We start from the raw sequence: 19,426 nt of genomic DNA on the forward strand, positions 1-19,426 counted from the left end.
GCGCACCCGTTCGATGAGGGCTCGATGAGGTTCGGGTGAGGGAGCCAGGGCCGTCGGCGCCTCCGCACGGAACCGGTCGGTCGTGCCCCGCCGATCGGTGGCAGAGTGGAGGCGTGACTGAATCGACTCCCGCCCGCCGCGCGGTCCTGCACACCAACCACGGCGACATCACCGTCGACCTGTTCCCGGACCACGCTCCGAAGACCGTCGCCAACTTCGCCGACCTGGCCGAGGGTGCCCGTGAGTGGACCCACCCCGAGACCCGGCAGAAGACCACCGACAAGCTCTACGACGGCACGATCTTCCACCGCATCATCGACGGCTTCATGATCCAGGGCGGCGACCCGCTCGGTCAGGGCTTCGGTGGCCCCGGCTACCAGTTCGGCGACGAGTTCCACCCCGAGCTGTCCTTCGACCGCCCGTACCTGCTCGCCATGGCCAACGCCGGCCCCGGGACCAACGGCTCCCAGTTCTTCATCACCGTCGGCCCGACCCCCCACCTGAACCGCAAGCACACGATCTTCGGTGAGGTGGCCGACCAGGCCAGCCGGGACGTGGTGGACCGCATCGCCAAGGTGCCCACCGCCCGTGGCGACAAGCCGGTCGACGACGTCGTCATCGAGTCCGTCGAGGTGCAGCGCAGCTGACGCAGAACGCAGACGACGGCCCCGTCCAGGGGCCCGCCCCGAGCGAGCGGGGGGTGGGGGGGACGGGGTCCATCTGCTGCTACCGGCACCCCGACCGGCCCACCGGCATCGCCTGCGCGCGGTGCAACCGGGCGATCTGCCCGGAGTGCATGATCCCGGCCTCGGTCGGGTTCCAGTGCCCGGAGTGCGTCCGGGAGGGGCAGGCCACGGTGCGCGCTCCCCGGCGCACGACCGGCCTGCAGGTGGCGGGGCGCCGGTGGGGTGTCGTCACCCTCTCCCTGATCGCGGCGAACGTCGCGATGTTCCTGGTCTCGGCCGTCTCCGCCGCGTCCGTCGGCAACGTCCCGCTGGAGAACTACGACTCCCCGGTGTTCGACCAGCTGTCGCAGTGGCCCTTCGGCGTGAACCTCTTCGGTGAGTGGTGGCGGGTCTTCACCGCGGCGTTCCTGCACATCGGGCCGATCCACCTCGTGATGAACATGCTGGGCCTGCTGATCTTCGGGTCGGAGCTCGAGCGGCAGCTGGGCCGGGTGCGCTTCCTCGCCCTCTACCTGCTGTCGGCCCTGGGCGGGGCGGCCGCCATCCAGCTGTTCGGTGACCCCCGCGTCCCTGTCGCGGGCGCCTCCACGGCCATCTACGGTCTGCTCGGCGGTCTCGTCGTCCTGATGCTGTTCAACCGCCAGGACCTGCGCGGGCTGCTGACGCTGATCGTGCTGAACGTGTTCATCAGCTTCCTGCCGGGCGTCTCGTTGCTCGGCCACCTCGGCGGCCTCGTCGCCGGGCTGCTGACCGCGGGGATCCTCGTGCTCACGCGGCGCCGGCCGCCGCTGCAGATCGCCGGGCTCGCCGCGCTCGCCGTCGTCCTGCTGGTCCTCGCCCTCACCGTGCCGACGGTCGTCGTCCTCGGCATCTAGGGCCGGGTGGTGGGGTCCAGCGCCCGCAGGGCGCGGGCCACCTCCGCCGGGTCGGTGCCGAGGTCGCGCCGCCCGAGGACGACGAGGACACCGGGATCGTCCGGCCCGCCGACGGTGTCCAGCTCGAGGGTCCGGCCGCGGACGCCGAACCGCCGGGTCTCCCGGACGTCGACGCGCAGTCCCGGCCAGGGGAGATGGCGGCCGCCGGTGAGCGTGCGCACGTCCACGCCGTCGGGACCGGCGGCCAGCCGTGGGCGGGCCACCAGGTCGCGAGCCGCGAGGACGAGCACGAGCAGCGCTCCGAGCCCGACCAGCACCCGGCCGGCGGAGTCGAGGACGAGGAGGGACAGCGCGAGGCCGGCGCCGACGGTCACCAGGGCCACCGTCTCGCCGGTACGGGGGGACCACTGCACGCACCCAGGGTGCCAGCGCGGGCACCGCCCCCCGAGTACCCGTGACCGACCGGTCCGTCGCCGGACGGCCACCCGGAGCGGTCGTCCGCCGTGTAGTCGCAGGTCGGGACGGGTACGAGGGGGTCGACACCACGGCGCGGTCGGCTCCTCGGAGGAACCGCCAAGTCGATACATCCACAGCTGGGTACACAGCTGGGGACAGACTCACACGGGTGTAGTTACTGGCGTGGTCGTCCTGTCACATGCGTCTCACGGACGACGTTCGCGCAGGTCAACGAGGATCGGGTCCGTTCCGTCTCTCCACACACGGTGGACAACCCTGGGGGCGGAGCGCCATGTCGACCTGTGGATGAAGCGTCCGTCTGTGCACAGCCACCGGACGGGGGTGGACCGCGGAACGGACGAGGCCCCCACCCCGGTTCGGGGTGAGGGCCTCGGATACTGCGAGCGGCTGGGGGCGAGTTCAGCGCCAGCGCATCGACATGACCAGGCCGGCGACCATGGCGCCGAACCCGATCGCGAAGTTCCAGGCGCCGAGCGACACCATGAAGGGGATCCGGTCGCCGGCCACGTAGTAGACGACGATCCACAGCAGGCCGACCAGCATCAGCGCCACCATGAGCGGCGCGTACCAGCGCGGGCTGGGCTGGGCGACGCGCGCCTGGGCCGACCGGCCCTGCAGCACCCCCTCGGGGGGCGTGTACGCCGACTTCTTGCGGACCTTGGACTTGGGCACCGTGGAACTCCCTTCCGGCGGCCGGGTCGTGTCCTCCGGCCGGAACTGCCTCCCAGCCTAAGCTGCTGGGGGACGACGGTGCCGTTGCCACGTGCGGTACGCCCCGCATCCGGTCCCGACGACGCGCGAGGAGGAACCTGTGGCCCGCAGCCTGCTCCCCTCCGCGGTCGTCCCGGCCCGGTTCCGCGGCCGCCGTCCTTCCGGCTGGACCGCGCTCGTGCCCGTGGTGGCCCTGGCGGCCGGCCTACTGTTCGCAACGTCCGGCCGGACGGCGCAGGGCACCGATCTGCGCGCCGGCGAGGTCACCCAGCTCTCGGAGCTCATCGAGCAGCGCAACACCGTGATCGCCCGGCAGAGCGACCAGCTGGCCGACCTGCAGCGCGAGGTGGACCGGCTGACCGAGGGGGCCGCCAGCCGCGACGGCGCCGTCGCGGCCGCCCGGAGTGCCGGTGAGGCGGGTGCGCTGGCCGCCGCCCTCGTGCCCGTCAGCGGCCCGGGCGTGGAGATCACCCTGGACGACGCCCCTGCCCGCCCCGACGGCACCCTGCCCGGCGGTGCCCGGGCCGACGACCTGGTCATCCACCAGTCCGACGTCCAGGCGGTCGTGAACGCGGTCTGGGCCGCCGGCGCCGAAGGCGTGACGGTCATGGACCAGCGGCTCATCGCCACCAGCGCCGTCCGGTGCGTGGGCAACACCCTGCTGCTGCAGGGCCGCACGTACTCGCCGCCGTTCGTCGTCGTCGCCGTGGCCGACGCCTCCACCGTGCGCGCCCAGCTCGCGGCGTCGCCGCAGGTGGCGGTGTTCCAGCAGGCGGTGGAGGCCTACGGGCTCACCTTCGAGGTGCGGGAGCGGCCGGCGCTCGCGCTGCCCGCCTACGATGGCCCCCTGGACCTGCAGTACGCGACCGCAGGCTGAGCATCGACGAGGGAGCACGCACTTCCATGACCGCTCCCGACCGACCGGTGCTGGTCGTCGACAACTTCGACAGCTTCGTCTACAACCTCGTCCAGTACCTGGGCCAGCTCGGCGTCCGCTGCATCGTGCGGCGCAACGACGCCGTCAGCGTCGACGAGCTCGCCGACCTCGACGTCGCCGGGGTGCTGCTCTCCCCCGGGCCCGGGACGCCGTCCGACGCGGGCGTGACCGTGCCGATGGTGCGGGCCGCCGCCGAGACCGGCACGCCGGTCTTCGGCGTCTGCCTGGGCCACCAGGCGATCGCCGAGGCGTTCGGCGCCGTCGTGGTGCGCGCCCCGGAGCTCCTGCACGGCAAGACCAGCCAGGTGGTCCACGACGGGGACGGCGTCCTCGCCGGGCTGCCGTCGCCTTTCACCGCGACCCGCTACCACTCCCTGGCCGTCGACCCGGCCACCGTTCCGGCGGAGCTGGAGGTCACCGGCGCCACCCCGTCGGGCGTCGTCATGGCGCTGCGGCACCGAGAGCTGCCCATCGAGGGCGTGCAGTTCCACCCCGAGTCGGTGCTCACCGAGGGCGGGCACCGGATGCTGGCCACCTGGCTCGCCGTCTGCGGGCTGACGCCCGACCCGGACGTGGTGGAGAGCGCCAGCGCCACCGCACGACGGCTGTCGGCAGCCACGGCCTGAGAAAGGACCCCGTCCTCCTCACCGCTCGCAAGCTCGCGGCGAGCCTCTGGACGGGGCCTGAGGCGCCCGCTAGCCGCCCGGGTTCAGGATGACCGTGATCTCGGTGTCGAACGGCTGAGTGCTGCCGCCCGCCGGATCGGTGGCCTGCACCTGGCCGGGGCCTACGGTCGGGTCCACCTCGTCGCTCTCCACGAAGTCGACGTTGGTGAAGCCCGCCTGCGCCAGGAGCGCCTGGGCCCCGGCCTCCGACTGGCCGCGCACGTTCGGCACGGTGCCCGACGTGGGCTCGGCGGGGCCGCCGGAGATCTGGAGCGTGATCGCGGTGTCCGCCGTGGCCTGGGTGCCCGCGGCCGGGCTGGTGCCGAGCACAGTCCCCGCCGGTTCCTGCGAGTCCACCTCGGCGGAGGTGATGTTCGTGAAGCCCGCGGACCGCAGGGTCTGGGTCGCCGTCGCCTGGTCCTCGCCCCGGACGTCGGGCACGGCCACGTCGCCGTCGGAGACCTCGAGGGTGATGGCGGTGTCCACCGGCACCTGGGTGCCCTCTTCCGGGTCGACCGAGATGACCTCGCCCTCGGGTGCCGCTGAGTCGACCCGGTCGATGGTGACGCGGTTGAACCCGTCGGCCGCGAGATTGCTCTGGGCCTGCTCGACGTCCAGGCCGACGACGCCCGGGATGGCGACGGCGTCCGGCTCGGCGCCGACGACCAGGCTGACCTCGGTGCCCTCCTCGACCTGCGCGCCGCCGGCGGGGTCGCTCTCCAGGACCGTGCCCACCTGCGTGGTGTCGGTGACCGGTCGCGTCGTGACCTCGCCGACGACCAGGCCGGCGTCGGTGATCCGCTGCCGGGCCTCAGCCTCGGTGAGGTCGACCAGACCGGGGACCGCGACCTGGGCGGCCGGCGGGGTCTCGTCGTCGCCGCTCATGGCGATCGCCAGCGCGACGGCACCGGCGACGAGCAGGGCCACGACGACGGCGACGATCGCGATGATCTTCCGCCGGCGCCTGCGGTCGGCCTCGTCGGCGTCGTCCCAGTCGTCGTCCCGGTAGGGCACGCCCGGCGTGGCGCTGAGGATCGTGGTCTTCTCGGCGTCGCCCATGACCGGCGTCGCCTCCACCCGCTGCCCGGCGAGCGCCCGGAGGAGGTCGTTGCGCATCTCCGCGGCCGACTGGTACCGGTTGGCCGGGTTCTTGCTCATCGCCTTGAGCACGATGGCGTCGAGCTCCGGCGGGATGGCCGGGTTGATCGACGACGGCAGGCGCGGGTCCTCGCGGACGTGCTGGTAGGCAACGGCGACAGGGGAGTCGCCGGTGAACGGGGGGGCACCGGTCACGAGCTCGAAGAGCATGCAGCCCATCGAGTAGACGTCGGACCGGGCGTCGACGCCCTCGCCCCGGGCCTGCTCGGGCGAGAGGTACTGGGCGGTGCCGATGACGGCGGCGGTCGAGGTCATCGTCGCGGCCGAGTCGGAGACGGCGCGGGCGATGCCGAAGTCCATCACCTTGACGGTGCCCTGGGGCGTGATCATCACGTTCCCGGGCTTCACGTCGCGGTGCACGATGCCGTTGCGGTGGCTGAAGTCCAGCGCCCCGCAGATGTCGGCCGACAGGGCCATCGCGCGCTCGGGGGTCAGGTGACCCTCGCGCCGCAGGACGTCGCGCAGCGTCTCGCCCTCGACGTACTCCATGACGATGTACGGGGTGGCGCCGGTCGTCGTGCGGTCCTCACCGGTGTCGTAGACGGCGACGATCGCCGGGTGGTTCAGCGAGGCCGAGGCCTGGGCCTCGCGGCGGAAGCGGACCTGGAACGAGGGGTCGCGGGCCAGGTCGTGCCGGAGCACCTTGACGGCGACCTCGCGCCCGAGCCGCAGGTCGCGGCCGCGGTGCACCTCGGCCATGCCGCCGCGCCCGAGGACCCCGCCGATCTCGTAGCGCTCCCCGAGCACCTGCGGCGTGGTCATCAGAGGTCCTCTCGGGCGGGGCGGTGCGTCGTCCGGGCGAGGGCCTCGGCGAGCGGGCGAGCACCCCGGGCGCGGGGCGCTGCGGGCTGGCTGCCGCCGGCGAGCCTATCCGCTGGGCGGGGCGATCCAGGGACGACGCGGTGGAGCGGGCTCACCCGGCCTCACCCGGATCAGCTGCCCCAGCGTTCGGGTCCTCGTCCGGCAGTCCGTCGCCGTCGCAGTCCTCCGGCGGAGCGCACGGCGGGTCCCCGCCGGGGTCGGCCGGGAGGGTGGTCGTGGTCGTGGCCGTCGTGGTGGACGTCGAGGCCGACGAGCTGCTGGTCGTCGGGATGCTCCTCGTGGTGGTGGGCGCTGTCGACGTCGTACTGGCGCTGGTCTCGGTCGGTTCCGCTTCGTCGGTCGGCTCCGTCCCCCCGGGCGCGTAGGCCTCCTCGGCGACGTAGAGCGTGATGTCCGTCCCCGGGGCCACCGAGCCGGTGGGCGCCAGGTCAGCCACGTCCCCGGCGTCCAGCTCCGTCCCGGCGCCCTCGAGCTGGCCCTCGCTGGCCGTCTCCCGGACGACGCCGAGGCCCTGGGCCGTCAGCGCCGCCTCGACGTCGTCGGCGGGTTCGCCGATGAACGCCGCCGGGTCCACGACGACCCCGGCAGAACTCGCGCTCGTCACGGTCGGGTTCGTGCTGGCGGTGTCACCGCCGCCGCCGGGGTCGTCGCTGCCGAGGACCCACCAGGCGCCCGCGGCCAGCAGCAGGACGAGCGCCAGCGCGGCGACCACCCATGCCCAGCGTCGTCCCCGGCGTGGCTCCTCGGGTTCCTCGAGCCAGCCGTCGTCGTCCTCGGGAGGGGCCTGCAGGGGCGGCATCGGGCCGGCCGGCCCCGTCGGGGGCCCGGCGAGCCCGGCACCGGCCACGGCGGTGGCACCGGTGACGGCGATGACCTGCGTGCGCGAGTTGTCCCCACCGGCCGCGACCACCTGGGTGGGCATGGTGACGGGGCCGACGACGGGCGTGAGGGTGCCGCCGGAGGCGACCCGCCGGATCGCCTCGGCGAAGGCGCCACCGTCCGGGAAGCGGTCGGCGGGGTCCTTGGCCAGCGCCCGCTCGACGAGCAGCCGCACGGCCGGGGGGACGTGCGCCGGCAACGGCGGCGGCGGCCGGTTGATGTGCGCCAGCGCGATGGCCACCTGGGAGGCGCCGTCGAATGGCCGCGCGCCGGTGAGGCACTCGAAGGCGACCACGCCCAGCGAGTAGACGTCGGACGGCGGGCCGACCTCCATCCCCTGGGCCTGCTCCGGGGAGAGGTACTGGGCGGTGCCGACGACCATGCCGGTGCGGGTGAGCGGTGCGGCGTCGCGGGCCTGGGCGATGCCGAAGTCGGTCAGCTTGACCACGCCGTCGGGCCGGACCATGAGGTTGCCGGGCTTGATGTCGCGGTGGACCACACCGCCCTTGTGGGCGGCCGACAGCCCGTCGGCGGACTGGCTGATCACGTGCAGCGTCCAGTCGACGGGCAGGGCGCCCTCGTCGTGGAGGATCGTCACCAGCGGCTGGCCCTCGACGTACTCCATGACGAGGAACGCCAGGTTCTGCGTGCCGGTGTCGTCCACGGTCTCGCCGTAGTCGTAGACCGACGCGATGTTCTGGTGGGTCAGGGCGGCGGTGTGCCGGGCCTCGTTGCGGAACCGGGCGAGGAAGTTCGGGTCGCCGGTGTACTCGCTCTTGAGGACCTTGGCGGCCACGATGCGGTCCAGGACCTGGTCGCGGGCCTGCCAGACCTCGCCCATGCCGCCCGTCGCGATCGGGGCCACGATCTCGTACCGGCCGGCCAGCAGGCTGCCGACGGAGAGCGCCATCAGTCCTCCTGACCGGCGAGGTGGGCGGCCATGACCTCGCGGGCGATCGGCGCGGAGACGTCGCCGCCGGTTCCGCCACCGTTCTTCACGAACACCGCGACGGCGATCGTCGGGTCGTCGGCCGGGGCGAAACCGACGAACCAGTTGTGGTCGGGGGCGTCCGGAGTCTGGGCCGTGCCGGTCTTGCCGGCGACCTCGACGCCGCTGATCCGGGCGGCCCGGCCGGAGCCCCGCTCGACCACGCTCTGCATCATCTCGGTCAGCTGGTTCGCGATCTCCGTCGAGACCGGGCGGCTCAGCTCCTCCGGCGTCGTCTCGTCGATGACGGAGAGGTCCGGGGCGCGCAGCTGGTCGACGAGGTACGGGGACATGAGGCTGCCGTCGTTGGCCACGGCTGCGGCGATCATCGCCGCCTGCAGCGTGGTCACCCGCACGTCGCGCTGGCCGATCGAGGTCTGGCCGAGCGCGGCGTCGTCCTCGATGTCCCCGACCGTGCTGCCCTCGACCGTCAGGGGGATCTGGAGGCGCTCGCCGTCCAGTCCGAACGCCTCGGCCATCGCCCGCACCTTGTCCTCGCCCAGCTCGATGCCGAGCATCGCGAACGCGGTGTTGCAGGAGATGGTGAGCGCGTCGAGGAGCGACTGCTCGCCGGTGCTGCTGCAGCTCGAACCGTTGAAGTTGGGGATGACGCGGGAGCTGTTGGGCAGCGGGAACTCCGTCGGCGCCGGGATCACGGTGTCCGGCGTGTAGCCCTCGGCCAGCGCGGCGGCCGACACGATCACCTTGAAGACCGAGCCGGGCGCGTAGATCTCGCGGGTCGCCTGGTTGGCGCGCGGGTCGGGGTCGGCGGCGTCGAGCTCGGCGGCGTACTCGCGGATCGCGTCCGGGTCGTGGCTGGACAGGAGGCCGGGGTCGTAGGTGGGCGTGCTGGCCAGACCGAGCACCGCGCCGGTGCTGGGGTCGAGGGCGACGACGGCCCCGGTGACGCCCTCCAGGCCGGCCATGGCCGCGGCCTGCACGGCAGGGTCGAGCGTGAGGACGACGTCACCGCCGGCGGGGTCCCGGCCGGTGAACATGTCCGCCAGGCGACGGAGTGCCAGGCGGGGGTCCTTGCCCGAGAGGATGTCGTTCTCGACGCGCTCGATGCCGCTGTTGTTGTAGATCAGCGAGTAGTACCCGGTGACGGCCGCGTACAGCCCTCCCTGCGGGTACTGGCGCAGGTACTTCAGGCGGCCCTCGGTCGGGACCGAGAGGGCGATCGGCTCACCGCCGACGATGATCGAGCCGCGCTCGCGGTCGTACTCGGCGGCCAGCACGCGGGTGTTGCTGGTGTCGTCGCGCAAGTCGTCGGAGCGCACGACCTGGATGTAGTTGACGTTGATGATCAGCAGGGTGAAGAGCACGAGGATGCTGATCGCGACGCGGCGCAGCGGGGCGTTCACTGGGTCACGACCTCGGTGGGCGCGTCGCCGAGCCGTTGCGGGGCCGCGTGCGGGGTGGCCGGGCGCCGCGCGGCGTCGCTGATGCGGACCAGAAGGGCCACGAGCACGAAGTTGGCCACCAGGGACGAACCGCCGTAGGCGAGGAACGGCGTCGTCAGACCCGTCAGCGGCAGCAGGCCGGTGACCCCGCCGAGGACGACGAAGACCTGCCACGCGACGGCGAACGCGAGGCCCGCGGCGAGCAGCTTGCCGAACGCGTCCCGCACGATGAGCGAGGTGCGCAGGCCGCGCTCGACGAGCACCAGGTAGACGATGATCACCGCGACGAGCCCGAACAGGCCGAGCTCCTCGCCGATCGCCGAGGCGATGAAGTCGCTCTTGGCCACCGGCACCTGGTCGGGGCGGCCACCGCCGAGCCCGGCGCCGAAGAGGCCGCCGGTGCCCAGGCCGAACAGCGACTGCACGAGCTGGTAGCCGGCGCCGTCCCGGTAGGCGAAGGGGTCGAGCCAGGTGTCCACGCGCTGCTGGACGTGGCCGAAGATCTGGTAGGCGATCAGGGCACCGCCGGCGAACAGCCCGACGCCGATGAGCAGCCAGCTGGAGCGCTCGGTGGCGATGTAGAGCATCACCACGAAGATCCCGAACAGCAGCAGCGAGCTGCCGAGGTCGCGCTCGAAGACGAGCACGAGGATCGACAGCACCCAGGCCAGCAGCACCGGGCCGAGGTCGCGGCCGCGCGGGAGCTCCAGGCCCATCACCCGGCGGCTGGCCAGGGCGAGGACGTCGCGCTTGTCGACCAGGTAGGCGGCGAAGAAGACGACCAGGCAGATCTTGGCGAACTCACCGGGCTGGATGGAGAAGCCGGCGACCCGGATCCAGATCTTGGCGCCGTTGACCTCGGAGATCGAGGAGGGCAGCAGGGCCGGCAGCGCGAGCAGAGCCATGCCGACCAGCGCCAGCGTGTACGCGTACCGGGACAGCGTGCGGTGGTCGCGCACGACCACGAGGAACGCGACGAACAGGGCCACGCCGAGGGTGGCCCAGACCAGCTGGACCGGCGCGTCTTCCCGGGTGATCGTGCTGTCGAGCTGCTCCGCGGCGAGGTCCAGCCGGTGGATGACGGTGAGCCCGAGGCCGACCAGCAGGGCGACGCAGGGCAGGAGGAGCGGGTCGGCGTACGGAGCCCACCTGCGGACGACGAAGTGCGCCACGACCCAGAGGGCGGTGATCCAGGCGCTGAACGCGGCCATCTCCGGCCGCAGGGAGCCGGTGATCGTGAGGTCGACGATGCACTGCGCGACGACGGTGATGAGCACGGCGAAGCCGAGCAGCGCGGCCTCCGTGCCCCGCCGCTTGGGCGGGGCGGCCGCCTGGGCCCGGGGGTCGGTGGCCGGACCGGACATCAGTCGGCCTCCCGGCAGTCCGTTCCCGGCTCCTGCGCTTCCGTCGTGCGGGTCGAGGTCGTCGTCTCCGCGGTGGTCGGCGGCACGCCACCAGGATCCCCCGGGACCGCCGACGTCGTCGGCGCGGTCGACGGGACCGCAGGGGACGACGGGCCGTTCGACGACGACGCCCCGCCGGAGGAGCAGACCGGCAGCCGCTGGTCGCGCAGGGCCTCCAGGATCCGGTTCGCGTCGTCGGAATCGGTGGCCGAGATGCCGCCGCGGACGCGGTTGCGCGCCGCAGGCGTGAGATCGGCGAGCGCCAGGCCGGTGTCCTCGTCGACCTCGAAGAAGTCGAAGCCCACCACGGAGACGTCCAGGCCGCGGAAGATGGCCACCTGCTCGCTGTCGCCCGTGCCGTCGACGCCCACGAACCAGTGTCCGAGGGCCCAGACGTACGTACCGACCGCCCCCGCCACGAGCACGACGAGAGCGATCACCGCCACCAGGAGTAGTCGCACCGGGCGGCGGCGGGCGGAGGGGCCACCGCCCGTCGGCGGTGTGGATGTCGGCGGGGGAGGTGCGGGCGGATCGGCGAGCGCGGCTCGGCCGGCGGCCGAGCGGGCGTCGACCTGCCGCTGGCCGACGTTGTCACCGGCCGCGCCGTCGACGACCGGGTCGACGCGGCCGCCGCCCCCGGTGTCCTCGATGACGTCGGCGACGATCACCGTGATGTTGTCGGGGCCGCCGCTGCGCAGCGCCAGCTCGATGAGCCGGTCGGCCGTGGTCTGCGGGTCGGGGTCCTTCAGCGCCTCGGCGAGGGTCTCCTCGCTCACCACGCCCGAGAGGCCGTCGGAGCACAGCAGGTACCGGTCGCCGGCCCGTGCCTCGCGCATGGAGAGGTCCGGCTCGACCTCCTGGCCGTTGAGCGCCCGCAGCAGCAGCGAGCGCTGCGGGTGGCTGTTGGCCTCCTCGGCGGTGATCCGGCCGTCGTCGATCAGCGTCTGGACGAACGTGTCGTCATGGGTGATCTGCGACAGCTGGCCGTCGCGGACGAGGTAGGCGCGCGAGTCGCCGACGTGGCACAGCGCCAGCCGGCCACCGGCGAACAGGATCGCGGTGAGCGTCGTCCCCATGCCCTCGAGCTGCGGTGACTCGCGGATCACCTCGCGCAGGTGCTCGCTGCCCTCGAAGACCGCCTCGCGCATCGCCTGCAGCATGTCGCCGGAAGGGGCGTCGTCGTCCAGGTGCTCCAGGGCGGCGATGACGACCTTGCTGGCCACGTCGCCGGCCGCGTGGCCGCCCATGCCGTCGGCCACCGCGAGCAGGCGAGGGCCGGCGTAGACGGAGTCCTGGTTGTTGCCGCGGATCAGGCCGCGGTCCGAGCGGGCCGCATATCTGAGAACGAGGCTCATCCGTCCACCTCGCTCGCGCTCGGGGGGCGCGGGCGCCCGTCTCCTGTGCTCATCGCCGTGCCCGCACGCTCCCTCACGTACGCAGCTCCAGAGCAGTCTGCCCGATGCGGATCGGCTGCCCCGGGTTGACCAGGAGCGGACCCTGCACGCGCTGCTGGTCGAGGTAGGTCCCGTTGGTGGAGCCGAGGTCCTCGACGTACCAGGAACCCCCGCGGTTGGTCAGCCGCGCGTGGCGGGAGCTGGCGAAGTCGTCGGTGAGCACCAGCGTGGAGTCGTCGGCCCGGCCGATCAGGATCGGCTGGTCGCCCAGGGTGATCTTCGTGCCGGCCAGCGGGCCGGCGGTGACGACCAGCGTGCGCATGCCCTTCTGCCCGCGCTTCTTGCCGGCGGGGGCGGCCCGGGGCGGGACCGAGGCGACCCGTCCGGTCCGGCCGCCGAACAGGTCGGCGCGCACCACGCGGAACGCCGCGAAGATGAACAGCCACAGCAGCAGCAGGAAGCCGAAGCGGAAGACCTGGAGGACGATCTCGGCGGTCACGGCCCCAAGAACCCTCGTGCTGTGTCCCTGCGTGCCCTCGCAAGCTCGGTCACGAGCCATCCTGCCGGTAGACCAGCACGGAGTGGCCGATGCGGATGACGTCCCCGTCGACCAGGGCCTGCCGGCTGACCCGTCGTCCGTTGACGAGCGTGCCGTTGGTGGAGCCGAGGTCCTCGACCGTCGCCGTCCCGCCGTCCAGGACGACGTCGACGTGCTTGCGGCTGACGCCGGTGTCCGGCAGCCGGATGTCGGCCTCGGTGCCACGGCCGATGACGTTGCGCCCCGTGGAGAGCTCGTGGCGCGTACCCGGGCCGTCGACGACGAGCACGTGGGTCACGCCCGGTCGGGAGCCGGCCCGGCCGACGATCGACGGGCCCTGCTTCCCCGTGTCGGTCGCGACCCGGCCGCGCAGCGGGGGGAGGGGCGGCAGCGGGGGGAGCGGCGGGTGCTGGCCGGTGACCGGCGGAGCACCGCGCGGGGGAGCGGCCACCGCCATGTCGTCGCGGGACGCGGGGCGGGCCGGGTCGGCGACGTGCGAGCTGACCTCGAAGACACCCGTGGGCAGGTCGGTGTCGCGCTCGAGGCGCACCGTCACCTTGTCGAAGATCTGGTAGCCCTCGTCGTCGATGTGCTCGCTGACCATGTCCGCGAGCTCGCCGGCGAGCTGGTCCGACCACTGGCCGAGGTGCTCGAAGTCGGTGCGGCCGAGGGTGACGACGTAGACGTTGGGCGCCAGGACGCGGCCCTCGCCGAGGACGGAGCGCTGCTCGTCTGCCTCGCGCTGGAGTGCCTTCGCGATCTCGGCGGGGTGCACCTTGCCCTTGAAGATGCGGGCGAAGGCCAGGCCGACCATGCCCTCGAGCCGTCGCTCGAAGCGCTGCAGCACACCCACAGTCGCTCCTTTGCGTTCGGTCGGACGTCCCGCTGTGCCAACGGTGATCGTAGCCGGGCGGTGCCCGACCGACCGGCCGGTGACCCGCGACTCCCCGCAATCACGTCCGCGCCGTCCTCTGGTGACCCGGGCAACGACCGACCCCCCGGCCGGGTCACGGCCTCCGGCTGCTAATGTCGGCGCTCGCCAGGGCAAGTGGCGGAATGGCAGACGCGCACGGTTCAGGTCCGTGTGTCCGAAAGGACGTGGGGGTTCAACTCCCCCCTTGCCCACCCCAGTTCTACGGCGCCACCTGGCGGACCCCCCCGCGCAGCGGCGTCCCTGGCAGGTGGACCGCCTCCGGCGCGCTGGTGGTCCGGCCCGCGCGGAGCGCCGCGGGGCCTCAGCCCAGCTGGCGGTACCGCTCCCGGTCGTGCCGGCCGCGCGTGAGGGTCTGCGCGAGCAGGACCGCGCCCCACGGACCGATGACCCAGATCGGCCAGAAGTAGTGGAACTCCCACGATGCCAGTGACGTCGCCGCCCAGATGGTCACGACGATGAGCGCGGTGGTCAGCCAGGACCGCCAGGAGGACTGGGCGCTGCCGTGCCAGGCCCAGGGGTTGGCCATGGGCGTGCAGGCGGGGACGGCGCCCTGCGGGCGGGCGGCCTCGGGGGCCCGGGGCTTCGGGGCGGCCGGGAGGTCGGCGGTCAGCTCGGCCAGCTCGCCATACGTCTTCGCCGCGTAGGCCCGTGCCAGCCGGTCGTCGTACTCGTCGACCGTCAGCCGGCCCGCGGACATGTGCTGGCCGAGGACGGTGGCGACGGCGGCGCGGTCGGTGTCGGCGGCGCGCAGGTGGGGCTCGGGCATCGGACGTCTCCTGGTCGGTGTGCAGCCAGTGTCGTCCGCGACGGTCGTTCCGGTCCACTGACGGACGTCACCAGTTCCACGTGGAACTCCGGCCGTCAGGTGCGCAGCGTCCGGGTCAGGCCCCTCCCGGGGCGCCACGACGAGATGACCAGTGCGGTCTTCTCGTCGTTGAGAGCGACCAGCACCACCTGCTCGAGCGCCACCCGGAACAGGACGAAGTGCATCATCGCCTTCGGGACGCCGGCCGCCTTCGCGTAGCCGCTGCGCTCGGCCGATCCGGTGACCTCGGCGGCGCGTCCGCTCAGTTTGGCGTCACCGGAGAAGGCGTCGGGCTCGGAGCTCCCGCTGTGCAGGGCGAACCGGGGATCGCGCCGCAGGTCGGCGAACTTGACCGACTCCGGCATGCCCGCCAGCCAGGGCTCGCCGCCCACGAACTGCATCGTGATGCCGCTGATCCGCGGGGACCCGTCGGCCCGGAGCGTGGCCAGGAACTTGTGCTCGTGGGCGTCGAAGGCCGCGCGCACGCGCGCGGCGAACTCCGGCTCCCGGGACTCCAGATCGGCGAACGAGGCCATGCCGGGATGCTCCACCCGGGCGCCGACGATTTCGAGGGTCAGCTCCCGGCCGGTGCCGCGTCCCTGGCGAGGGACTTGCCGATGACCATGCGCTGGATCTGGTTGGTGCCCTCGAAGATCTGCATGACCTTCGCCTCGCGCATGTAGCGCTCGACCGGGAACTCGCGGGTGTACCCCGCGCCGCCGAGCACCTGGACGGCGTCGGTCGTGACCTTCATGGCCGCGTCGGTGGCGACGAGCTTGGCGATGCTGGCCTGCCGGGAGTAGTCCTTGCCGGCGTCCTTGCGGCGGGCGGCCACCAGGTACGTGGCGCGCGCGGACTCGACGGCGGCGGCCATGTCGGCGAGCAGGAACGCCACGCCCTGGTGCTCGACGATCGGCCGGCCGAACGCCTCACGCTCCCCGGCGTAGCGGACGGCGACGTCGAGCGCGGACTGCGCGAGCCCGACCGCGACGGCGCTGACGCCCAGGCGCCCGGAGTCCAGGGCGGCCAGCGCGATCGACAGCCCGCGGCCGCGCTCGCCGACCAGCCGGTCGGCGGGCACCGGCACCTCGTCGAGCCGGATCGCCGCGGTCGTCGACCCGGTCAGGCCCATCTTCTCCTCGGGCCTGGCCGCGGTGAACCCGGGCAGGTCCGGGGTGAGGTGGAAGGTGGAGATCGCGCGCTCCCCGTCGTCCGGGGTCCGGAGGAACGTCGAGTAGAAGTCCGCGTGCCCCCCGTGGGTCACCCAGGCCTTCTCGCCGGTGGCGAGCCAGCCGTCGTCGCTGGTCCGGGCGGCGGCGCGCATGGCGGCCGGGTCGGAACCGGCGTGGGCCTCCGACAGGCAGTAGGCGCCCAGCAGCCGGCCGCCGACCATCTCGGGCAGCAGGTCGCGGCGCTGTCCTTCGGTGCCGAACCGGTCGATCGGGAAGCACGACAGCGTGTGCACGCTGACGCCGAGGGCGACGCTGGCCCAGCGCGCCGCGAGCTCCTCGACGACCTGCAGGTAGACCTCGTAGGGCTGGCTGCCGCCGCCGACGTCCTCGCCGAAGGGCAGGCCGAGCAGCCCGGCGTTCCCGAGCAGGCGGAAGACCTCGCGGGGGAAGCGCTCCTCGCGTTCGTACTGCGCGGCCTTCGGCGCGAGCTCCGCGTCGGCCAGCTCGCGGGTGAGCGCGATCAGGTCGTACGCCTCGGGCGTGGGCAGTTCGCGGTCGACCGGCACGGGCGTCCCCTCGTCGAAAACAGTACTCACGACGGTACCGCAGTACTGTTGTACGTCCTGGTTCATGCTGGGAGGCGCGATGACGAGCACGGTTCCGGCGGACGCCCGGCTGACCCGGCGGCGGGCCGAGCTGCTCGACCAGCTCGAGGAGCTGTTCCTCACGGAGGGGTTTGCGCGGTTCACCCTCGACGACCTCGCCGTCCGGCTGCACTGCTCGAAGAGCACCCTCTACGCGCTCGCCGAGAGCAAGGAACGGCTGGCCTCGCGGGTGATCCGGCACTTCTTCCGCAAGGCGACCGAGGACGTCGAGGCGCAGACCGTCACCGAGACCGACCCGGCCCTGCGGGTGACCGCGTACCTGAGCGCCGTCGCGCGGGCGCTGGCTCCCGCCGGCCCCGACTTCCACCGGGACCTCGACTCCTTCGCCCCGGGCCGCGAGGTCTACGAGCGCAACACCGCGCTGGCGGCCGACCGGGTGCGCGCGCTGATCGCCGAGGGGGTGGCCCAGGGCCGCTTCCGCGAGGTGCACCCGGCGCTGATCGCCGACACCGTGACCACCTTGATGTTCCGCATCGGCCGCGGCGACACCGCCCGGGCGACCGGCCTGGACGACGCCACCGCCTACCGCGAGCTGGCCGCCCTGCTGCTGCACGGGATCGCGCTGTGACGGTCGGGTTCGCCTCCTGGGACGACCCCGAGGTCCAGCGGCTGGCCGCCGACCAGCAGGCGGAGGTGCGCGCCCGCTACGACGGCAAGGGGAACCAGGCACGCCGCCGTCCACCGCCGACATCGGCGTCGTCCTGGTGGCGCGCGACGAGGACGGGACGGCGATCGGCTGCGGCGCCCTGCGCGAGCTGGGGACGGGTGTCGCGGAGGTGAAGCGCATGTTCGTCGTCCCGGCAGCCCGGGGGCGCGGCGTCTCGAAGGCCCCGACGAGTCCCTCTTCTTCGAGCGGCTGCTGGACGCCGCAGCGATGAGCGCCGATATGCGCACGACGGCGGTCATCGGACGCCCCATACGCGCCGTCGTGCGTATCCGGGTGATCGAGGGGGCTGGTCCGCATCTCCCGGCTGCCCCGGCAGCAGGACTCCTTCGCCGACGGGCGTGTGGTGAGCTGGCGCCATGTCGCAGCACGCCTGGCCCGAGACGGAGCCCACCGAGGTCCATGCGACCGCCGGCGACGCCCGGCTGGCCGTCGACCTCAACGGCGGCGGCCTGCGCGCGCTCACCGTCGGCGCCTGGGACGTCCTCGACGGGTACGCCCCCGGCGAGGTGCCGTCGGGACGGCGGGGCGGCGTGCTGCTGCCCTGGCCGAACCGCATCCGCGACGGACGGTGGACCTGGCAGGGGCACGACCTCCAGCTGGACATCGCATCGACCAGCAAGCCGACCGCCATCCACGGCCTGGTCTCGGCGCAGCCTTGGCGGGTCCTGCACTCCGAGGCCGACCGCGTGACCGTCGGGACCGTCGTCGAGAAGCGCTCCGGCTACCCCTTCCGGCTCGCCGCGGCGATCGACTACGCGCTCTCCCCCGACCGGCTCGAGTCGACCGTCCGGGTGCGCAACGCCGGCGACGAGCCCGCCCCGTTCGGCGTCGGGCTGCACCCCTACCTGGCGGTCGGGGGCAGCGAGGACGGCGACGTGGGGACGGCGGAGCTCGAGCTGCCCGCGCGCACGCTGCTGGTCGTGGACGGCGACGGCCTGCCCACCGGCGAGCGGCGGCCGTTCGACGGCGCGGTCGGGCGGATCGGCGGCAGGTCCTTCGACGACCCGCTCACCGATCTCGTGCGGGACGACGACGGCTGGGCGCGCGTCCGACTCCGCGGCCCGGCGGGCGCGGTCGAGCTCGCCGTCGACGCGTCGTGGCCCTGGCTCCAGGTCTACAGCGGCGACACCCTGCCGGTGGGCCAGCGCCGCCGCAGCCTCGCGGTCGAGCCGATGACCTGCCCGCCGAACGCCTTCGCCGACGCCGTCGATCTCGTGGTCCTCGAGCCCGGGGAGGACTGGTCGGGCACCTGGACGCTGAGCTGGTCGGCCGGGGAATGAGAGTCGCCGAGCTCTGGCGCTACCCGGTCAAGTCGCTGCAGGGCGAACGCCTGGCCGAGGCGGCCGTCGACGCCCTCGGCATCGCAGGCGACCGGCGCTGGGCGTTGTTCGACCTCGACACCGGCCTGGGCCTCACCGCCCGGCGGGTGCCGGAGCTGCTGTTCGCCTCGGCCCGCCTCCGGGCGGACGGCGGCGTGGAGGTGGTGCTCCCCGACGGGACGGTCACCACCGACGACGGGGACATCTCCGGCTGGCTCGGCCGCCGGGTGGAGCTCCGGGCGGCCGACGAGCGCGGCGACGTGGCCCCGACCTACGAGACCCCGGCGGACGAGGAGGTGCCCGATCCCACGGAGTGGCTGCAGTGGGAGGGTGCGCCCGGCCCCTTCCACGACAGCCCGCGGATCCGCCTGTCGCTGGTCTCGACCGGCACGCTCGGGACCTGGGACCGGCGCCGGTTCCGCGCCAACGTCGTCCTCGACGGCGCGGGCGAGGACGCGCTTCGCGGTCGCGAGGCGGAGCTCGGCGGGGTCCGGCTGCGGTTCGGCCTGCCCATCTCCCGGTGCGTCATGACCACGCGGCCGCAACCGGGCGGGATCGCCCGCGACACCTCCGTGCTGAAGACGATCCACCGCGAGCGCGACGGCCTGCTGGCGGTGCGCGCCGCCGTCCTCACCTCCGGCACGGTGCGCACCGGTGACGTGCTCGTCCCGGCCTGAGACGAGACTGGGCACCGTGCGCACCGTCTCCCTCCGCCCGGGCGAGGACAGCATCCGCCTCGGGCAGCTGCTCAAGCTCGTCGACGCGGTCCCCACCGGGGCCCAGGTGAAGGACGTGCTGTTCGCCGGGGAGGTTCGCGTCAACGGGCAGCCGGAGGAGCGCCGCGGCCGGCAGCTGCGCACGGGCGACGTGATCTCCGTCGAGGGCATGGAGGACGTGCGCATCGGCTGACGTCGCGGTTCCACGTGGA

22 protein-coding genes and 1 tRNA gene are annotated in these 19,426 nt (G+C 73.4%); 11 read left to right on the top strand and 12 right to left on the bottom strand.

Translation table 11 applies throughout. The features are described 5' to 3' along the window. Positions 1-113 precede the first annotated feature (113 nt). Positions 114-647 (top strand): peptidylprolyl isomerase, encoded by a 534-nt coding sequence (locus E4P40_RS02450; RefSeq protein WP_135157050.1) that lies wholly within the window; start codon positions 114-116, stop codon positions 645-647. 53 nt (positions 648-700) lie between these two features. Beyond that, positions 701-1,561, top strand: a complete 861-nt coding sequence (locus E4P40_RS02455; RefSeq protein ID WP_245160098.1) for a rhomboid family intramembrane serine protease — start codon at positions 701-703, stop codon at positions 1,559-1,561. Here E4P40_RS02455 and E4P40_RS02460 read toward each other — a convergent pair. Continuing rightward, positions 1,558-1,974, bottom strand: coding sequence for a PH domain-containing protein (locus E4P40_RS02460; protein ID WP_135157048.1), 417 nt, complete (start codon positions 1,972-1,974; stop codon positions 1,558-1,560). The two genes, E4P40_RS02455 and E4P40_RS02460, sit on opposite strands and share 4 nt — an antisense overlap. Before the next feature lie 463 nt (positions 1,975-2,437). Beyond that, positions 2,438-2,710 (bottom strand): cell division protein CrgA, encoded by a 273-nt coding sequence (gene crgA, locus E4P40_RS02465; RefSeq protein ID WP_135157046.1) that lies wholly within the window; start codon positions 2,708-2,710, stop codon positions 2,438-2,440. 139 nt (positions 2,711-2,849) lie between these two features. Here crgA and E4P40_RS02470 point away from each other — a divergent pair, with 139 nt between their 5' ends. Both E4P40_RS02470 and E4P40_RS02475 read left to right on the top strand, forming a co-directional pair. Continuing rightward, positions 2,850-3,626, top strand: a complete 777-nt coding sequence (locus E4P40_RS02470; protein WP_245160097.1) for a DUF881 domain-containing protein — start codon at positions 2,850-2,852, stop codon at positions 3,624-3,626. A 26-nt stretch (positions 3,627-3,652) separates the two neighbouring features. Then, entirely contained in the window at positions 3,653-4,312 is a 660-nt protein-coding gene (locus E4P40_RS02475; protein ID WP_135157044.1) for an aminodeoxychorismate/anthranilate synthase component II, read from the top strand. A gap of 69 nt (positions 4,313-4,381) precedes the next feature. On the opposite strand, the gene pknB is transcribed toward E4P40_RS02475, so the two are convergent. The 7 genes from pknB to E4P40_RS02510 form a co-directional block, all read right to left on the bottom strand. Further along, positions 4,382-6,271: a Stk1 family PASTA domain-containing Ser/Thr kinase gene (pknB, locus tag E4P40_RS02480; RefSeq protein WP_135157042.1), complete on the bottom strand. Its 1,890-nt coding sequence runs from the start codon at positions 6,269-6,271 to the stop codon at positions 4,382-4,384. Between the two features lie 151 nt (positions 6,272-6,422). Beyond that, positions 6,423-8,120 carry a serine/threonine-protein kinase gene (locus E4P40_RS02485; RefSeq protein WP_135157040.1) on the bottom strand — a complete coding sequence of 566 codons (1,698 nt, stop codon included), beginning with the start codon at positions 8,118-8,120 and terminating at the stop codon, positions 6,423-6,425. Beyond that, entirely contained in the window at positions 8,120-9,562 is a 1,443-nt protein-coding gene (locus tag E4P40_RS02490; RefSeq protein WP_135157038.1) for a penicillin-binding transpeptidase domain-containing protein, read from the bottom strand. The genes E4P40_RS02485 and E4P40_RS02490 overlap by 1 nt, the downstream gene beginning before the upstream one ends. Next, the gene (locus E4P40_RS02495; protein ID WP_135157036.1) at positions 9,559-10,965 is read right to left on the bottom strand and encodes an FtsW/RodA/SpoVE family cell cycle protein; all 1,407 of its coding nucleotides are present in this window, start codon (positions 10,963-10,965) and stop codon (positions 9,559-9,561) included. Before E4P40_RS02495 ends, E4P40_RS02490 begins: the two co-directional genes overlap by 4 nt. Then, entirely contained in the window at positions 10,965-12,359 is a 1,395-nt protein-coding gene (locus E4P40_RS02500) for a PP2C family serine/threonine-protein phosphatase (RefSeq protein WP_135157034.1), read from the bottom strand. Before E4P40_RS02500 ends, E4P40_RS02495 begins: the two co-directional genes overlap by 1 nt. Before the next feature lie 73 nt (positions 12,360-12,432). Beyond that, entirely contained in the window at positions 12,433-12,897 is a 465-nt protein-coding gene (locus tag E4P40_RS02505) for an FHA domain-containing protein (RefSeq protein ID WP_135157032.1), read from the bottom strand. Positions 12,898-12,946: 49 nt separating this feature from the next. Continuing rightward, positions 12,947-13,789 carry a DUF3662 and FHA domain-containing protein gene (locus tag E4P40_RS02510; protein WP_135157030.1) on the bottom strand — a complete coding sequence of 281 codons (843 nt, stop codon included), beginning with the start codon at positions 13,787-13,789 and terminating at the stop codon, positions 12,947-12,949. A 189-nt stretch (positions 13,790-13,978) separates the two neighbouring features. Here E4P40_RS02510 and E4P40_RS02515 point away from each other — a divergent pair. After that, positions 13,979-14,061 (top strand) — tRNA-Leu (locus E4P40_RS02515). Positions 14,062-14,171: 110 nt separating this feature from the next. Here the strand turns inward: E4P40_RS02515 and E4P40_RS02520 are convergent. The 3 genes from E4P40_RS02520 to E4P40_RS02530 form a co-directional block, all read right to left on the bottom strand. Beyond that, positions 14,172-14,636, bottom strand: a complete 465-nt coding sequence (locus E4P40_RS02520) for a DUF1707 domain-containing protein (RefSeq protein ID WP_135157028.1) — start codon at positions 14,634-14,636, stop codon at positions 14,172-14,174. Positions 14,637-14,731: 95 nt separating this feature from the next. After that, positions 14,732-15,211, bottom strand: a complete 480-nt coding sequence (locus E4P40_RS02525) for a pyridoxamine 5'-phosphate oxidase family protein (RefSeq protein ID WP_135157026.1) — start codon at positions 15,209-15,211, stop codon at positions 14,732-14,734. Between the two features lie 38 nt (positions 15,212-15,249). After that, on the bottom strand, positions 15,250-16,443 hold the full coding sequence (locus tag E4P40_RS02530) for an acyl-CoA dehydrogenase family protein (protein WP_245160096.1): 1,194 nt from the start codon (positions 16,441-16,443) through the stop codon (positions 15,250-15,252). A 49-nt stretch (positions 16,444-16,492) separates the two neighbouring features. On the opposite strand from E4P40_RS02530, the gene E4P40_RS02535 reads away from it, so the two are divergent. From E4P40_RS02535 to E4P40_RS02555, 6 genes are all read left to right on the top strand, one after another. After that, on the top strand, positions 16,493-17,080 hold the full coding sequence (locus E4P40_RS02535; RefSeq protein ID WP_135157024.1) for a TetR/AcrR family transcriptional regulator: 588 nt from the start codon (positions 16,493-16,495) through the stop codon (positions 17,078-17,080). Further along, positions 17,077-17,292 carry a hypothetical protein gene (locus E4P40_RS02540; RefSeq protein ID WP_135157022.1) on the top strand — a complete coding sequence of 72 codons (216 nt, stop codon included), beginning with the start codon at positions 17,077-17,079 and terminating at the stop codon, positions 17,290-17,292. Before E4P40_RS02535 ends, E4P40_RS02540 begins: the two co-directional genes overlap by 4 nt. Further along, positions 17,217-17,390 (top strand): GNAT family N-acetyltransferase, encoded by a 174-nt coding sequence (locus tag E4P40_RS29485; RefSeq protein WP_348519635.1) that lies wholly within the window; start codon positions 17,217-17,219, stop codon positions 17,388-17,390. The genes E4P40_RS02540 and E4P40_RS29485 overlap by 76 nt, the downstream gene beginning before the upstream one ends. A 145-nt stretch (positions 17,391-17,535) precedes the next feature. Continuing rightward, the gene (locus E4P40_RS02545) at positions 17,536-18,459 is read left to right on the top strand and encodes an aldose 1-epimerase family protein (protein WP_135157020.1); all 924 of its coding nucleotides are present in this window, start codon (positions 17,536-17,538) and stop codon (positions 18,457-18,459) included. Next, on the top strand, positions 18,456-19,175 hold the full coding sequence (locus tag E4P40_RS02550) for an MOSC N-terminal beta barrel domain-containing protein (protein WP_135157018.1): 720 nt from the start codon (positions 18,456-18,458) through the stop codon (positions 19,173-19,175). Before E4P40_RS02545 ends, E4P40_RS02550 begins: the two co-directional genes overlap by 4 nt. A 16-nt stretch (positions 19,176-19,191) precedes the next feature. Then, positions 19,192-19,407, top strand: a complete 216-nt coding sequence (locus tag E4P40_RS02555) for an RNA-binding S4 domain-containing protein (RefSeq protein ID WP_135157016.1) — start codon at positions 19,192-19,194, stop codon at positions 19,405-19,407. Positions 19,408-19,426 lie beyond the last annotated feature (19 nt).

The organism is Blastococcus sp. CT_GayMR20 (genome assembly GCF_004570345.1).

What these genes read in the sequence shown, in the direction of transcription:
- E4P40_RS02500 (WP_135157034.1), bottom strand. Translation starts at nt 12,359, where the DNA reads ATGAGCCTCGTTCTCAGATATGCGGCCCGCTCGGACCGCGGCCTGATC.
- pknB (WP_135157042.1), bottom strand. Translation starts at nt 6,271, where the DNA reads ATGACCACGCCGCAGGTGCTCGGGGAGCGCTACGAGATCGGCGGGGTC.
- E4P40_RS02475 (WP_135157044.1), top strand. Translation starts at nt 3,653, where the DNA reads ATGACCGCTCCCGACCGACCGGTGCTGGTCGTCGACAACTTCGACAGC.
- E4P40_RS02485 (WP_135157040.1), bottom strand. Translation starts at nt 8,120, where the DNA reads ATGGCGCTCTCCGTCGGCAGCCTGCTGGCCGGCCGGTACGAGATCGTG.
- E4P40_RS02550 (WP_135157018.1), top strand. Translation starts at nt 18,456, where the DNA reads ATGAGAGTCGCCGAGCTCTGGCGCTACCCGGTCAAGTCGCTGCAGGGC.
- E4P40_RS02545 (WP_135157020.1), top strand. Translation starts at nt 17,536, where the DNA reads ATGTCGCAGCACGCCTGGCCCGAGACGGAGCCCACCGAGGTCCATGCG.
- E4P40_RS02525 (WP_135157026.1), bottom strand. Translation starts at nt 15,211, where the DNA reads ATGGCCTCGTTCGCCGATCTGGAGTCCCGGGAGCCGGAGTTCGCCGCG.
- E4P40_RS02535 (WP_135157024.1), top strand. Translation starts at nt 16,493, where the DNA reads ATGACGAGCACGGTTCCGGCGGACGCCCGGCTGACCCGGCGGCGGGCC.
- E4P40_RS02495 (WP_135157036.1), bottom strand. Translation starts at nt 10,965, where the DNA reads ATGTCCGGTCCGGCCACCGACCCCCGGGCCCAGGCGGCCGCCCCGCCC.
- E4P40_RS02520 (WP_135157028.1), bottom strand. Translation starts at nt 14,636, where the DNA reads ATGCCCGAGCCCCACCTGCGCGCCGCCGACACCGACCGCGCCGCCGTC.